Genomic DNA, 14665 nt, shown 5'->3' on the forward strand with positions numbered 1-14665 from the left:
GGTGCCTCGACACGGCCGGAAGTCGGGTAGTTGCGCACGCAACCCGCGGGACGTGTCACTTCGGCGGGAGCGCCGCCACGAAGTCGCGGCACCGCGCGATCCACTCGTCGAGCGCCTCGTCCTCGCTCACCGCCTCACCGGACACGACCACCCACCCGTTCATCGGCCGGCCGGTGAAGTCGAACACCCGCGTGCCGGGCCGGGAGAGCGCGTCCTGCTGCGCCTGCGGCCCGACGCGGGCGATCACGTCCTCGCCGAGCACCCCCACCAGCATGTTCCCGTTCCACAGGAACACCAGGCTGCCGAACATCTTCCGCGTGCTGATGCCGGGCAACGCGCCCAGCGCGTCGCCCAGCCGGTGTGCCAGGCCCTCGTCGTACGCCACGCCACACATCATCCCAGCGAGTTGCCAGGCGCCTCTCAGGTTCGTGTGGCTTGATGGACATACCGGACGTGGAGGAGAAACATCGTGATCGGCTTCGTGCTCGGCTGGCTGCTGACGCTCTTCATCCTGGTGCTGGTCGCCAGGATGATCGTGGACTGGGCGGTGACGCTGGAGGCGCGCGGTGACTGGGTGTTCAAGGCCCGGCGGGTGACGCACGCGGTCACCGAACCGGTGCTCTCGCCCGTGCGCAAGGTGCTGCCACCGCTGCGGTTCGGCGGGTTCGGGCTGGACCTGGCGTTCACGGTGGTGTTCATCGCGGCGCTGGTCCTGCGCTCGTTCGTGTGGTGAGGACGCCGGGGTTGAGCACCCCGGCGGGGTCGAGGGCGGCTTTGGCACCGGCCAGGGCCGCCCCGAACACGTCCGGGCGTTGCCGCGAGTACCACGGCATGTGGTCGCGGCCCACGGCGTGGTGGTGGGTGATGGTGCCGCCCGCGTTGATCAGCGCCTCGGACACGGCGGCCTTGATCTCGTCCCACTGCCGGTGCAGGCTGCCCCACCGGCCGGGTGCGTAGATCCCGTAGTAGGGCGCGGGCCCGTCCGGGTAGACGTGGGTGAAGCGGCACGTGACGATCCCGGCCCCGCAGACCTCGGCGAGCACCGCCGTCGCCGCCTCGGTGACCGCCGCGTGCAGCTCGGCGAACCGGTCCCACGTGCAGGCCGTCTCGAACGTCTCGGTGATCATCGCGTGCTGCGCCAGCGCGTCGCGCTGGTAGGGCATGCGCAGAAACGACCCGCGCCACCGCTGCGCCACCCCCTCCACGACCTCGCCGTCACAGAGTTCGAGCGCCCGCCTCAGGTGCGCGTCCACCGGGTGGTCGGCCGACTCGAAGCCCAGCACCAGCACCGACCCCGGCTCGCCCGCGTTCAGGAACGCCTCCGCCGGGTCGAGCAGCCGGCAGTTCGCCGGGTGCAGCCCGGACTGCGCGATCACCCGCACCGCCTCGACCGCCCGTTCCCACGACGCGAACCGCACCGACGCCCCCGCACGGTGCACAGGCGGCCGCTGCACCCTCAGCCACGCCTCGGTGATCACCCCCAGCGTCCCCTCCGACCCCAGGAACAACCGGTCCGGCGACGGCCCCGCCCCACTGCCCGGCAACCGGCGCGACTCGCTGATCCCGACCGGCGTGACCACGCGCAACGACTCGACGAAGTCGTCGATGTGCGTCCCGAGCGTCGCGTAGTGCCCGCCCGCGCGCGTCGCGAGCCACCCGCCCAGCGTGGAGAACTCGAACGACTGCGGGAAGTGCCGCAGCGTGAACCCGTGCGGCTTCAGCTGCGCTTCGAGCGCGGGCCCGAGCACCCCGGCCTGGATCCGCGCGGCCCGGCTGACCGGGTCGACCTCCAGAACGCGGTTCAGGTGCTGGAGGTCGAGCGTCACCACGGGTCCGTCGAGGTTGCGCGGCTCGACCCCGCCGACCACGGACGTGCCGCCACCGAACGGGATCACGGCGATGCCGTTGCTGCCGCAGTGGTCGAGGATCCGCACGACGTCCTGCTCGGTGCGCGGCCGTGCCACGGCGTCGGGGACCGTGCCGATGTCACCGGCCAGGTTGCGGACGACGTCGCGGTAGGCCTGGCCGCGGGCGTGGGCGAGGCGGTCGACCGGGTCGGTCGAGTACAGCTCCGACGGCGAGATGCGCGGGTCCGGAAGGGCGAGGGTCTTCGGGTCAGGCGGCGTGTGCAGGGTCAGGTCGGCGTTCGGGAGCACCGATCGAACGCGGGTGACCAGGTGCTGTCGTTCGTCCGGCGTGACGGCGTCCTCGACGGTGCCCCAGCCCCACCACGACCTCGTTGTCATGGCGAGCAACGGTAAGCGAGACGCACACGTTTCGTAAGGGCTAACCGGCTCCGAAGCAGACGAACCCCACGGCCGCCGCGTACGAGGCGTCGTCCGCCGCCCGCTGCACCTCGGCCAACGCCTTCGCCGGCGCCGTCCCGGCCGCCAGCTTCCGGTGCAGCTCCACCATCACCGGCGCCGTCCCGTCCGTCGGCACCGGCACGACAGGCGCGATCAACGTCCGCGTCCCCAGCCCCAGCAGCGCCGCCGTGAACCCCATCAGCTCGTCCCCTGGCCGCACGGCGGACTGCCCGGTGTCGCACGCCGACAGCACCACGCGCGTGGGTGGCGTACGGAGACGTTCGATGTCGTAGACCGTCAACGGCCCATCGGCCAGTTCCAGCGCACTGAACAACGGGTTGTCCACGCGGAACGATCCGTGCGCGGCAACGTGCGCGAGGGCGGCACCGTCCATTGCGGACGCGACAGCGCTCACGGTCGCATCGTCGTCGACGAGCACACGACCGGGCACGTGCGCGGAGATGGCCTTGATCTCCTCCGGCGCGGCGGCCATCCGCGGCCCGGCGGCCAGCACCGCCTCCCCGACCGCGTCCGCCACCGACGTCGCCCGCAGCCACACGGAAGCCGACGGCGCGACCGTGACCTCACGGCCCAGCACCGCCCACGGCAGGCTGTTCAACGGACCGGTCGGCACCACCACCAACGGCCGCCCGTCGATCCGCGAGGCCAGCGGCGACAGCAGCCGCGCCGACAGCAGCGCGGCCGCGTGGGTGGCGGAGGAACGGGCCACGGCGAGGTTCGGCAGCTGCGGCGGCAGCGTCACCAGGCGGTGCAACCCGAAGCGCAACAGCCGGATCTCGCGGACCACGCCCTCCAACGCTCCCAGGGAGTGCAGTGACGTGCGGCCGTCCGCCAGGACCACGGCCAGCAGCACACCGTCGTACTCGACGAACTCGATCAGCGCAGACGATCCCAACGCCGCCGCCAGCGACGCGATGGACGGCGGTTTGAACACCGCTCCCCCACCGGACATCTGCCGGGTCAGGTCGCGGACGCGCTGCTCGGCGCGCACCAGCTGCACGCGCAGCGCCTGAGCGGGTCTCCCGGCCAGCACGGCGGACTCGACGTCGGAGGTGACCGCGCGCAGGGACGCCAGCGCGTCCTCCAGCCGGGGGTCGTCCGGTGGCGACACCGACTTCATCCGCAACGCGCCCGCGCGCCAGCTCTCGGTCCACGACAGCACGCGGGCCGCGTTGCCGGAGGCGACGGCGAGCCGCAGGCCCTCCAGCGCGAGCGCCTGGCCCTGCGCCCCGGTCAGCGCCCGCAGCTCGGCCGCGCCCAGCGACACCCGGTACTCGTCGAGCAGCCCGATGCCCCGCCGCAGCGCGGAGGACGTGCCCCGCACGTCGCCGGAGAGCTTGCGCCGCAACGCCTCCGCGTACCAGCCGCGCACGCGCAACCCCGCGGGGCCGCGCCTGCGTGCCGCGGCCGCCACCGAGAGCTCGGCCACCGCACGGGTCCGGTGCCCGAGGTCGGCGGCCACGAGACCGGCGTCGATGCGCGCCTCCAGCGCGGGCAGCCGCCAGTCCATCGCGTCCAGCTCGTCGGCCACCCGTGACAACGCCACCCGCAACGACCGCGTCCGGTCGCCGCGCAGCACGGCCGCGTGCAGCTCCAGGTACCGCGCGCCGGCCGCCCACAGCAGCCGCTGCTCGCGGCGGAACCGGCGGCGGGCCTCCGCGGCGAAGACGTGGGCCGCGTCCAGGTCGTCGTCCAGCAGCGCGATGCGGGCGCGGAAGAACAACGCCTCCGAGGTCGCGAACGGGTTCTTCAGCGCCTTCAGCTCGGTGATCGCCCGGTCGGCGGCGGCGCGGGCCTCGTCGACCAGCGGCACGGAGACCAGCAGCTCCAGCCGGTTCACCAGCAGCGCCGGGCGGGGCACGTCCAGCCGCCGGTAGACCTCGTCGGCCTTGTCGAACAACGTCAGCGCGGCGGGCACGTCACCCGAGCGGGTGGCCATGATGCCCGCGTTCCAGTGCACGTCGGCGACACCGAGCTCCTGGCCCAGCGAGCCCAGCAGCGCCGCGGCCACGTCGAAGTCGGCGGACGCCTCACGCATGTTGCCGACATACGCGCGCACGAGCCCGCGATTGTTGTGAGCGCGCGCCTCGACCAGTTTGTCGTCCACGCGTCGTGCGCCCGCAATAGCTGCCGTGTAATCGCGCTGCGCGTCGTCGTACCGCGTCAGGTAGTGGAAGACGACACCGCGCTGCATCAACGCCGCCACCGCGTCGGCGCCCGACAACGACGGCATGGCCACGTCCAGCGCACGCAGCGCGGCGCGGTGGCGGCCGGTGTAGGCGAGCACCCAGGCCAGTGACATCTGCGCCAGCGCGGACAACCGGGGCAGCGCGGCGTCCGTCGCGACGCGGATCGAGCGGCGCAGGTGGCGGATCGAGCCGCTGTAGTCGTGCAGCTCGCGCAACGCGAGACCGATCGCGCGTTCGGCGATGGCCCGTTCCGACCGGTCCTGCGTCGTGCGGAGGACCGCGCGGGCCATCTCGACGGCCGCACGCGGGTTGCGCTGCCTGGCCGCCAGCGCGTCCTCCGCGGAAAAGTCGGTCACGGCGTCACTTTATCCGCTGTGGTAGCTTGATCAAGCTCGGTCGGGGCCCCCGTCAAACGCTGCTTTGTGAGGCCGTGGTGTCGAAATCGCCGGAACGTTCCGATCTTTACGAAAGAGCTTTTCAGCAGCTCATCGCCGAGGACAAGAACATCGGCTTCCACGCTGAACGCGGGCGCGAGTTCCTCTACCGCCCAGGTCAGCTGCTGGTCGCCCCGGCGGACCGCGACCGGGTGATCGCGAAACTGCGGGAAAACAATGTCGAGGCGCGCCCCGCCGACGGATTCGGTGGAATGGCCCGCTTGATCCTTCCGAACAACCTCGAAGACATTCCCAGGATCGTTCGGTTGTTGAGGGATCAACGGAACTGGCCGAACGCACGAGTGCCGCTCGTGCAGCCGCACCACGTGGTCGTCGGCCACGGCGGCAACGTGATGGGCAACCCCGGCGACCGGCCGCTGCCGACCGACCCGGTGAACCCGGCCAAGCCCGACGACCGGCTCTCCGGCATCCGGGTCGGCATCCTCGACACCGGCATCTCCTCCGGCGCGCAGCTGGAGCACCCCGACTGGTTCTCCAACCGGTTCTTCAAGGAACCCGACGACGTCGACCCCGCCTACACCAGCGGTGTCCTGTTCGGACTGCAGGGCGGCCACGGCACGTTCGTCGCCGGCGTCGTCCAGAGCGCCGCGTGCGGTGTCGCGTTCGACCCCGAGGTCGCGCTCGACGTGAACGGGTTCGGCGACGAGGAGCGGCTGGTCGCCAAGATCACCGAGATGGGCAAGAAGAACGTCGACCTGCTCAACCTCTCCCTCGGCTGCTACACCGAGGACGACGTCGCCTCCGAGCCGCTGCGCAACGCGATCACCGCGCTGCCGCAGCAGACGGTCGTGGTGGCCTCCGCGGGCAACCGCGGCGACCAGCGCCCGAGCTGGCCGGCCGCGTTCCCCCGCGTCACCGCCGTCGCCGCGCTCGCGCAGAACCGGGACGGGTCGATGGTCCCCGCCTGCTACTCGAGCTTCGGCCACTGGGTCGACGCCTGCGCCATCGGCAACCGCTCGTCGACCTACCTCAAGGGCGAGTGGAAGCTGCCCGGCGAGACCGACGCGACCCCGTTCGCGCTGTGGGCCTACTGGTCCGGCACGTCGTTCGCGGCGCCGTGGGTGACCGGGCGGATCGCCGCCACGATGGCGAAAGACGGCCTCACCGCGGTTCAGGCACGTGACAAACTGCTGTTGAACCCGGAGTACCACGCCGGCTACGGGGTCTTCGTCAAATAACCGGCGACGAGTTGTATCTGGGGAGCAGCCTCGGCCTCCGCAAGTCGTGACCGCAAGGAGTCGACGTGACCTCAGCATCCCCGATCGCCGCGCTCGTCAGCGCGGCGGCCGAGGGCGACCAGGGTGCGTGGAACGAGATCGTGGACCGCTACACACCGCTGGTCGTGTCGGTGATCTACAAGCACCGGCTGCGCCCCGTGGACGCGGCCGACGTGAACCAGACGCTGTGGCTCCGGCTCGTGGAGCAGATCGGCCGGCTCCGCGAGCCGGAGGCGCTGCCCGGCTGGATCATGACGACCACCCGCAACGAGTGCCTGCGCGTGTTGCGCGTGCAGCAGCGGACGCACCTCTACGACCCGCTGACGGAGTCCGACGCGCTGGAGCCGGCCGAGGACGCCGAGGTGGAGGCGGACCTGCTCGTCGTGGAGCGGCGGCAGGCGCTGCGCGACGGGTTCGCCGAGCTCACCGAGCAGTGCAAGCGGTTGCTGACCAAGCTGATGACCGATCCCCCTCCGAGCTACCAGGTCGTGAGCGAAGAGCTCGCGATGCCGGTCGGCAGCATCGGGCCGACCCGCATCCGGTGCCTGGAGAAGTTGCGCAAGACCCCCGCGATCTCGGCGTTCCTGGGATCGCCGTCGGCGAAGACGCAGGTGAGAGGAGGTGTGCTGGGTGCGGCACGACTGGGACAGTGACGACGTGTTGCTCGACGCCTTGCGCGACGCGGTGAGCACACCTCCCTCCGAAGACGTCCCGCCGGAGTTCGTCGCGGCGGCCAAGGCGGCGTACACGTGGCGCACCGTCGACGCGGACCTGCTGCTGATCACCTCCTACGACTCGGTGCTGGACGACACGCTGTTCGCCCGCGCCCGGTCGACGTCCACGGCGCGGCAGCTGGTGTTCGACGCGGACGGCGTGACGCTGCAGGTCGAGGTGTCGGCGGCGGGCGTCACCGGGCAGCTGGTGCCCGCGGCCGGCGACGTGACGCTGGTGGCTCCCACCGGTGACGTGGAGACGGCGGCGGTGGACGAGCTGGGCTCGTTCGTGCTGGGCCCCGGCCCGCGCGGACCGGTGAAGTTCCGGTTCACCGGCGGCTGCACCGATTGGTTCATCCTCTGACACGCGGTTCGCCCGTGCGGCCTTCATCTGCGGCCTTCGAGGCCAGTGGGATCGCCGGTCTGTCCACTCTGGACCGCAACGCGGTGTGCCGCCGGGCGTGGACCTGGCGGTGGGCCTCCCGCACCGACCGTGCGGGAGGCCCACCGGTGACTCAGGCCGCGTCCTCGAAGGTGGCCGTCCGCACCACCGCGGTGCCGGCGAAGTTGCGCTCCACGCGCGACTTCTCCGCCGCGTTCGGCACCGGGTTGGTGCACGGGACACCGGCGCTGGCACCCGACATCAGGCTGGAGCACGGCCCCGGCTTGATGTCCGGCAGGCCCAGGATGTGGCCGAGCTCGTGCGCCGCGATGCGGGTCTTGTTGTAGCCCTGGTCGATCGCCTGCTTGCCCATCCACACCCGGCCGTTGCCGAGGCTGGTCGTCTGGGCCCGCGGCCACCCGTCGTCCGCCACGATGATGATGTTCGCGCGGGTCGAGGTGGTCTTGACCAGCTTGACGTTCTGCACGTTGTCGTTCCACACCTTCGCCCCGGCGTCGATGTCCGCCGTGTACTGGGCGGCACCGCTCAGGTTGTAGGTGAGGGTGCGTGCTGCCTGTGCGGTGCCGACGACGCCGATTGACAGGGCGGCGACGGTGGCGAGCACAGCGGTTGTTTTGCGCAGGAACACAGGAATCTCCTCGCAATGCAGGGTAATTGCTCTCCGACTGTATCGAAGCAGCGTTGCCGCACAAGAAGAGTCAAGTGTCAACCGGCACCGGAACGGTCAAGACGCCCGAAGGCGATCCGGCCGTGTGACGGCCGGAGATCCCGCGCTACAAGGAAACCCGTCGCCGGCGCGTCCGGTTCGCCGCCGGGCGCAGCGGGTCGTCATAAGCCGCGCTGATGGTGCTTTGTGATGCGCTCACGGCCGCGGCACCCCGGAGTGCCGCGGCCGGTCAGGCGAACGACGGCTGCCGCAGCGCGTGCTCCACCAGCGCGATGAGGATCTGCTTGGTGGACTGCCGGTTCCGCGCGTCGCACGGGATTATCGGCACCGACGACGCGATCGTCAGCGCGTCGCGCACCTCCTCGGTGCGGTGGTGCATCAGCCCGTCGAAGCAGTTGACCGCGATCACGTACGGCAGGTCGCGGTCCTCGAAGAAGTCGATGGGCGCGAACGCCTCGTCGATCCTGCGCGTGTCGACCATGACGACGGCGCCGATCGCGCCGCGCACCAGGTCGTCCCACATGAACCAGAACCGGTGCTGGCCCGGCGTGCCGAACAGGTACAGGATCAGGTCCCTGTCCAGCGACACGCGGCCGAAGTCCATGGCCACCGTGGTGGTCACCTTGTCGGGCACCGCCGACAGGTCGTCCACCCCGACCGAGGCCTGGGTCATGACGGCCTCGGTGGTCAGCGGGGTGATCTCGGAGACCGAGCCGACGAAAGTCGTCTTGCCGACGCCGAACCCGCCCGCGACGACGATCTTCGCCGACGTCGCGGACAGGTCGGCCCCAGGTGACCCCGGACGGCCCGGAGCACCGTTGCTCATGGGGAACTTCTCTCTACTCAGAACAGAACAGCTCAGGCTCGCATGGACACGTGCAGCTGGGCGCGGATCTCCGGGGTGAGCTGGAGACCGACCCGTTCCACCAGCCGCGTCATCGCGTAGCCGATGAGTCCGATGTCGCAGTTGGGTGCGGCGAGAACGGCGAGGCAGGACCCGTCGCTGATGGACATCAGGAACAGGTAGCCGCGTTCCATCTCGACGACAGTCTGCTTCACGTCGCCTGCCTCGAAGCAGCGCGCCGCGCCGAGGTTGAGCGAAACGAGACCGGAGGAGACTGCGGCGAGCTGTTCCGCGCGGTCGTGCGGGAGGCGGTCCGACGAAGCGAGCAGCAGGCCGTCCGCCGAGACGACGATCGCGTGTGCGACACCGGCGACCCTGCTGACGAAGTCCTCGACCAGCCAGCTGAAGTTGTCCAGTTCCTCAGTCGCGGTGGTCACTGGTGTTCCCTTTCTGCGATCACGGGGATGTTGCCGACGGCCGAGTCGTAGAGCGAGTCGCGGCCCATCTGCACACCCTTCTGGTACGTGGCGAACCGCTGCCGGAGCCGTTCCGCGGAACGGCCGCTCGCGGCGACGGTCGCCAGCTGGGGAACCGGTGACGACGGCTTGGGGGTGGAGCCCGGGATCAGGCGCGCCTTGGGGACGCGCTTGGGCAGGCCGTTCTCCGTCGTCTGCGCGGGCACGCTGGACTCCAACGCCCCCGCGGCACGCCAGCCCTCGTCGGCGGCGCCCCAGTCGGACGCGAAGTCGGCGACCGCGCGCGGCACCGCCGTTGGTGCCTCGGTCCTCGTGGGCTCCGCTGACCGCTGCCGCTTGGGCAGCCCGTTCACCGTGCCCGGTTCCCCGTCTTCCGAACTGGACGCGAGCTCCGGCTCCGCTGCCGGAACAACGTCCTGTGCCGGCCCGGCCTCGGGGGCGGCCGGGGTCTGGAACCACCGCGACAACGCGTCCGCGGAGATCTCCTCGTCGTCCTGCACCGCCGGGAAGATCTCGGTGGCGGGTTCGGACGGTCGTTCGATGGGCGGCTCGTAGGCGTAGCGCTCCTCGTCGGGGAGCTCCGCCGCCTCGATGCGCGCGGTGAACAGGCCGTCCGCCGACGTCTGCTCGATGCGGTGCCGGCCGCTGATCTCCTCCGGCGTCTCCGTCGCCGCGGGCGACGACACGACGACCGGGTACTCCGGCGTCCACTTCGGAACACCGGACAGGCCCTCGCCGCTGGTCTCGGCCGCGGAGGCCGGTGCGGCCACCGCGGTGGCCACCGGCAGCGGCAGCGCGGGCGGCGGGCCCTTGTGCAGCAACGAGACCGGCAGCACGACCTGGGCGGTGACGCCGCCCTCTATGTCGTCGTTGTTCGCCAGCGTCACGCGGATGTCGTGGCGCTTCGCGAGCTGGCCGACCACGTACAGGCCCATCTCGCGGGCCACGGAGACGTCGACCTCCGGCGGCTCGGCGAGCTTCGCGTTGAACTCGACGACGTCCTGCTCCTGCATGCCGACACCGCGGTCGTGGATGCGGATCGCGACCTCGCCCTTGCGGGTCTCTATCGTCCGCACCGTCACCTTGGTGGTGGGCTTGGAGAACGCCGTCGCGTTGTCGAGCAGCTCGGCCACGAGGTGCGCTAGGTCGTTGACCACGCGGCCCTGCACCATCAGCTCCGGCGTCGGCGCGATCTGGACGCGCGCGTACTTCTCGACCTCGGAGACCGCGGCGCCGAGCACCTCGGCGATCGCGACCGGGCGGGTGACGCGGCGGTTGACCGTCGTGCCGGAGAGCACGAGCAGGTTCTCGCTGTTGCGGCGCATCTGCGTCGCGAGGTGGTCGAGCTCGAACAGCGACGCCAGGTGGTCGGGGTCCTGCTCGTCCTGCTCGAGCCGGTCGATCACGCTGATCTGGCGCTCCACGAGCGCCTGCGAGCGCCGCGACAGGTTGATGAACATGTCGTTGACGTTCGCGCGCAGGGCCACCTGCTCGACGGCGAGGCGGACGGCCTCGCGCTGCACCAGGTCGAACGCCCGCGCGACCTGACCGACCTCCTCGGTCGTGTTCAGCGGCACCGGGATGATCGCCTCCTCCGCGGCCCGTTCGGGGTCGCGGTGCGAGCGGATGCGGCGGATGGCCTCCGGCAGCTGGTTGCGGGCCACGTCGAGCGCGCTGCGGCGCAGCACTCGCAGTGGCCGCAGCATCGACTGCGCGACCATCGCCATCAGACCGAACGCGATCAGCAGCGAGATGGCGACCAGGGCCGCGTCACGCCAGGCGTCCGACCGCGCCGTGTCGGCGAGGCGGGTGGTCGTCGCGTCGGCCTGGCCCTCCAGGTCGGCCGCGACCTCGCGAACCAGTTTCGCGGTGTCCTGGCCGATCTTGAGCACCTCGATGTCCGTGATGGACACCGGCTTGCGTTCGAAGTCCTGCGCCAGCGCCAGCCGCACGAGCCGGTTGCGACCGTCCACGGCCGCACCGGACACGACGTCCTGGAACCTCTGCCTGTTCGCCGGCGACGCCACGTCGTTGAACTCGGTGAACGCGGCGTCCAGACGGGACTGCGCTGCCCGCAGCTCGTCGGCGGCGCCGGGCGCGAAGTTCTTGCGCACCGCGGTGGACGTCAGGATCGAGTTCTGCTGGCCGAGCTGCTCCTGGGCGCTGTAGAGCGCCTGCGCCGCGGTGACCAGCGGAACGATCTCCGGCTCGCTCAGGCTCGACACCGCGGCGCGGTGGACCTGGCTGACCGACGCGATGATCTGGTTGTACGCGCTGATGACGGCGATGTCCGGGTACCTCGTGCCCAGCACCGTCAAGCGCAAGCTCGCCAGTCCGTCGAGGGACTGCAACGACTTGGTGAACGCCTCCCGCAGGGACGCGCTCAAACCCGTGGACGTCGTGCCCGCATTCCGGTACTCGCCCAGCTCCGTGTCCGTGAGACCGGTCCGGGCGGCGTGCTCAGGGCACGAGTTCTGCCTGCCCGCGGCCACACACTGCACTGCCCAGTCGCGCTCGACCTGCAGCGCGTTCTCCACCTTCGCCGCCTGGTGGCTCACAGCGAGCTCGCGCTGGACGTTGCCGAAGAGTTCGACGTCGTCGAGCTGGGTGTTGAGCCGCAGGCCCGCGAGAGTCGCGGTGCTCAGGGCCGGAACCAACAACACCACTGCGAGCTTGCTCCGCAACCGCCAGTTGCGTAGGCGGAACCGGTCGATGCCTCGCTGGTCCTCACGACCGCGCACCGTCAACACTCCCCGCCCCGTTTAATAGCTGCAAACCTGGTGGATCTTGGAGTAAAAAGCGCCGTTCTCATACCGCCGTTCGGACGACAAATCGGTGGTTCGAGAATCAACCACTTTGCACAGGGCGGCTAAACGGCCCCTTGCCGATAATTCATACGGCGGAAACGACCGGCGCGAGGGGCTTTGATCACGGCGCGATCACAGCCCCTCGCGCTGTTCGTCAACTACCGGAGGGCTGGATGAGCATCGGCTTGACGTCGAGCTCCTTGTCCAGCATGCCGTACCGCACCATCAGCTGGACGACGCGCTGCAGGCGGGTCGCGTCGAGCGTGGTCGGGAAGGCACCGAAGTGCACGAGACCTGCGGTTTCCTTGTCGACCTTGGCGTACTCGACGAGCAGCGGCTCGACCGTGGGACGGTCGGTGGCGTCGGCCTGGCCCTTGGCCATCGCGCGCTGGAACGCGGCAACGGTCTTGGGGTTGTTCTTGGCGAAGGCGCCGGTGGTCGCGTAACCGGCGATCGGGATGTTGTCGGTCGGGCCGGATGCGGCGTCCAGCACCTTGATCTGACCGGCGGCGCGCTGGGCGCGGGTGATGAACGGCTCGACCATGAAGGCAGCGTCAACGGTCTTGTTCTGGACCGCCGCCTGCATGTCCGGGAACGGCATCTCCTTGAACTTGACCGAGTTCACGTCGACGTTCGCGGCCTCGAGCGTGGCCTTCGCGGTGAGCTCCGCGATGTTCTTGAACGTGTTGATCGCGATGGTCTTGCCGGCGAGGTCGGCAGGACTCTTGATGGCCGAGTCACCGGCCGCCAGGATCAGGAACATGTCGGGCTTGGCCTGGTAGCCGTCGGAGATGAGCTTGATGCCGTCGACGGCCTTGGCGGCGTCCTTCGACTGCGCGGCGAAGAACGAGACCCAGTTGCCGAACGTGAAGTCCAGGTCCTTGCTGACCAGGCCCGGGATGGCCGCCGCACCACCCTGGATGACCTTGAGGTCGACGTCGAGGCCCTCGGCCTTGAAGTAACCCTTCTTGATCGCCACGTGGACGGAGGCCACGTCGAGGATCGGCAGGACCCCCAGGGTGATCTTGGCCTTCTCGACCGGACCGCTGTTGTTCGCGTCAGCCGGGGGTGCCTGCTCTTTGCCGCCGAGCAGTCCACAGCTCGCCACGGTGGCGAGCAACGTGGCGAGGGCGATGCCACGGACGGCCATACGGCGGACTCTTCGAGTCATCGGGAGCACTCTCCTGTCGGAGCGGTGTCGTCGTTGCGGGGAGTTTTGTCGCGACGGTCAACCACTCAGAGTAATGATGCTGCTCCAAAAGACCCCAGTTGACCGACACGAGCAGGTTCCAGTCCACTACCTGCGGTGAGCATCTAAGCACAGCAGGTCTAGCGCTAGGAGAACCCCAGTTGAAGCGCGCTGTAGCCGTCGTCGGCGCCGGGCCGGCCGGTCTGACCTTGGCAAACTTGATCCAGCAGTCAGGTATCGACTGCGTGGTCCTGGAAAAAGCCAGTCGAACCCATGTGGAAACCCGGCCACGTGCCGGAGTCCTGGAGCACCGCTCCGTGACCATGCTGGAGTCACTCGGTCTTGCCGATCGTTTGCTGATGGAAGCAGATCGTCACGGAACGTGTGAATTCCGGGTCAACGGCCGGAGCTTCCAGGTCGCCTACTCCGACTTGTACGGCGGCCGGCACCACTACGTGTACCCCCAGCAGGAAGTGGTCAAAGACCTGATCGGGGCATTTCTGGCCGCCGGGGGTGACATCCGGTTCTCGGTCAGTGACGTCGAGTTGCGCGACCTGACCAGCTCTACCCCGTCCGTGGCCTGGACCAGCACAGACGGGGTACGTGAGGAAATTTCATGTGACTTCGTCGCCGGGTGCGACGGATTCCACGGCGTGTCCCGCCCGAGCATTCCCGCGGGAGTGCTGACGGAATTCACCCACCAGCACGGGATCGAGTGGCTCACGATTCTCGCGGAGGCACCTCCGTCGACTAAAGCCGTCATTTACGCGCTGCACGCCGACGGTTTCGCCGGACACATGTTGCGCAGCCCGTCGGTGTCCCGCTTCTACCTCCAGGTGCCGGTCGGCACAAAAGCCGAGGATTGGTCCGACGAACAGGTCTGGGAGGCGTTGCACAAACGCTTCGCGCTGCACGACTCCCCGTGGGAGCTGACCGAGGGGAAGATCGTCGAAAAGCGCGTGCTCGACATGCGCAGCCACGTGGTCGAGCCCATGTCGTACGGACGGCTGTTCCTGCTGGGTGACGCAGCCCACATCATCACCCCGATGGGCGCCAAAGGCATGAACCTGGCCATGAACGACGCCGCGACCTTCGGACGTGCACTGATCGACTTCTACGCCACCGGTTCGGAGACGGGGCTGAAGACGTACTCCGACGACTGTCTCAAAAGGGTGTGGCGGGCCCAGGAGTTCTCGCAGTGGATGGTCAACATGATCCACACCGACGTGAGCTCCCCGTTCTTCGGACGGTTGGCCCAGGCGCGGCTGGAGCACCTGGCCGAGTCGCCTGCCTACCGGGCGACGTTCGCAGAGAACTACGTGGGGCCCTAACGGGTGAAATCCCCGCACCCCTAACGAGTGAAGCTGATCCCCTAGGG

General features: G+C 69.6%; 14 protein-coding genes. 5 read left to right on the forward strand and 9 right to left on the reverse strand.

Translation table 11 applies throughout. From position 1 onward, the window contains the following. Positions 1-55: 55 nt before the first annotated feature. Positions 56-385 carry a TfoX/Sxy family protein gene (locus ADL03_RS29010; protein WP_053736727.1) on the reverse strand — a complete coding sequence of 110 codons (330 nt, stop codon included), beginning with the start codon at positions 383-385 and terminating at the stop codon, positions 56-58. An 84-nt stretch (positions 386-469) separates the two neighbouring features. On the opposite strand from ADL03_RS29010, the gene ADL03_RS29015 reads away from it, so the two are divergent. Next, positions 470-733 (forward strand): YggT family protein, encoded by a 264-nt coding sequence (locus ADL03_RS29015; RefSeq protein WP_157529426.1) that lies wholly within the window; start codon positions 470-472, stop codon positions 731-733. Here ADL03_RS29015 and ADL03_RS29020 read toward each other — a convergent pair. From ADL03_RS29020 to ADL03_RS48825, 3 genes are read right to left on the reverse strand one after another with little or no spacing between them, the layout of a single operon-like run. Next, positions 696-2246: an FAD-binding oxidoreductase gene (locus ADL03_RS29020; protein ID WP_053736729.1), complete on the reverse strand. Its 1551-nt coding sequence runs from the start codon at positions 2244-2246 to the stop codon at positions 696-698. The genes ADL03_RS29015 and ADL03_RS29020 overlap by 38 nt on opposite strands. 40 nt (positions 2247-2286) lie before the next feature. Beyond that, complete coding sequence (locus ADL03_RS29025) at positions 2287-4872, reverse strand: CHAT domain-containing protein (protein ID WP_053736730.1); 2586 nt, start codon at positions 4870-4872, stop codon at positions 2287-2289. Then, positions 4869-5291 carry a hypothetical protein gene (locus tag ADL03_RS48825; RefSeq protein WP_197288724.1) on the reverse strand — a complete coding sequence of 141 codons (423 nt, stop codon included), beginning with the start codon at positions 5289-5291 and terminating at the stop codon, positions 4869-4871. Before ADL03_RS48825 ends, ADL03_RS29025 begins: the two co-directional genes overlap by 4 nt. Between ADL03_RS48825 and ADL03_RS29030 the strand changes: the two genes are divergently transcribed. From ADL03_RS29030 to ADL03_RS29040, 3 genes are all read left to right on the forward strand, one after another. Then, the gene (locus ADL03_RS29030; protein WP_197288725.1) at positions 5262-6149 is read left to right on the forward strand and encodes a S8 family serine peptidase; all 888 of its coding nucleotides are present in this window, start codon (positions 5262-5264) and stop codon (positions 6147-6149) included. The genes ADL03_RS48825 and ADL03_RS29030 overlap by 30 nt on opposite strands. 65 nt (positions 6150-6214) lie before the next feature. After that, the gene (locus ADL03_RS29035; RefSeq protein WP_082373552.1) at positions 6215-6841 is read left to right on the forward strand and encodes an RNA polymerase sigma factor; all 627 of its coding nucleotides are present in this window, start codon (positions 6215-6217) and stop codon (positions 6839-6841) included. Next, positions 6819-7265: a hypothetical protein gene (locus ADL03_RS29040; RefSeq protein WP_053736731.1), complete on the forward strand. Its 447-nt coding sequence runs from the start codon at positions 6819-6821 to the stop codon at positions 7263-7265. Before ADL03_RS29035 ends, ADL03_RS29040 begins: the two co-directional genes overlap by 23 nt. A 151-nt stretch (positions 7266-7416) precedes the next feature. On the opposite strand, the gene ADL03_RS29045 is transcribed toward ADL03_RS29040, so the two are convergent. The 5 genes from ADL03_RS29045 to ADL03_RS29065 form a co-directional block, all read right to left on the reverse strand. Continuing rightward, a complete protein-coding gene (locus ADL03_RS29045) occupies positions 7417-7932 on the reverse strand; it encodes a snapalysin family zinc-dependent metalloprotease (RefSeq protein WP_053736732.1) in 516 nt (171 codons plus the stop codon). A gap of 268 nt (positions 7933-8200) precedes the next feature. Next, on the reverse strand, positions 8201-8797 hold the full coding sequence (locus ADL03_RS29050; RefSeq protein ID WP_053736733.1) for an ATP/GTP-binding protein: 597 nt from the start codon (positions 8795-8797) through the stop codon (positions 8201-8203). Positions 8798-8829: 32 nt separating this feature from the next. Further along, positions 8830-9252, reverse strand: coding sequence for a roadblock/LC7 domain-containing protein (locus ADL03_RS29055; RefSeq protein WP_053736734.1), 423 nt, complete (start codon positions 9250-9252; stop codon positions 8830-8832). Beyond that, a complete protein-coding gene (locus ADL03_RS29060) occupies positions 9249-11954 on the reverse strand; it encodes a nitrate- and nitrite sensing domain-containing protein (RefSeq protein ID WP_197288726.1) in 2706 nt (901 codons plus the stop codon). Before ADL03_RS29060 ends, ADL03_RS29055 begins: the two co-directional genes overlap by 4 nt. 298 nt (positions 11955-12252) lie before the next feature. Next, positions 12253-13269 (reverse strand): ABC transporter substrate-binding protein, encoded by a 1017-nt coding sequence (locus ADL03_RS29065; protein ID WP_053736736.1) that lies wholly within the window; start codon positions 13267-13269, stop codon positions 12253-12255. A 179-nt stretch (positions 13270-13448) separates the two neighbouring features. Between ADL03_RS29065 and ADL03_RS29070 the strand changes: the two genes are divergently transcribed. Further along, a complete protein-coding gene (locus tag ADL03_RS29070) occupies positions 13449-14618 on the forward strand; it encodes a 4-hydroxybenzoate 3-monooxygenase (RefSeq protein ID WP_053736737.1) in 1170 nt (389 codons plus the stop codon). The last annotated feature ends 47 nt before the right edge of the window (positions 14619-14665 follow it).

Source organism: Nocardia sp. NRRL S-836, from assembly GCF_001279525.1.
In the GTDB taxonomy this organism is placed as follows: Bacteria; Actinomycetota; Actinomycetes; order Mycobacteriales; family Pseudonocardiaceae; genus Lentzea.

What these genes read in the sequence shown, in the direction of transcription:
- ADL03_RS29020 (WP_053736729.1), bottom strand. Translation starts at nt 2,246, where the DNA reads ATGACAACGAGGTCGTGGTGGGGCTGGGGCACCGTCGAGGACGCCGTC.
- ADL03_RS29065 (WP_053736736.1), bottom strand. Translation starts at nt 13,269, where the DNA reads ATGACTCGAAGAGTCCGCCGTATGGCCGTCCGTGGCATCGCCCTCGCC.
- ADL03_RS29050 (WP_053736733.1), bottom strand. Translation starts at nt 8,797, where the DNA reads ATGAGCAACGGTGCTCCGGGCCGTCCGGGGTCACCTGGGGCCGACCTG.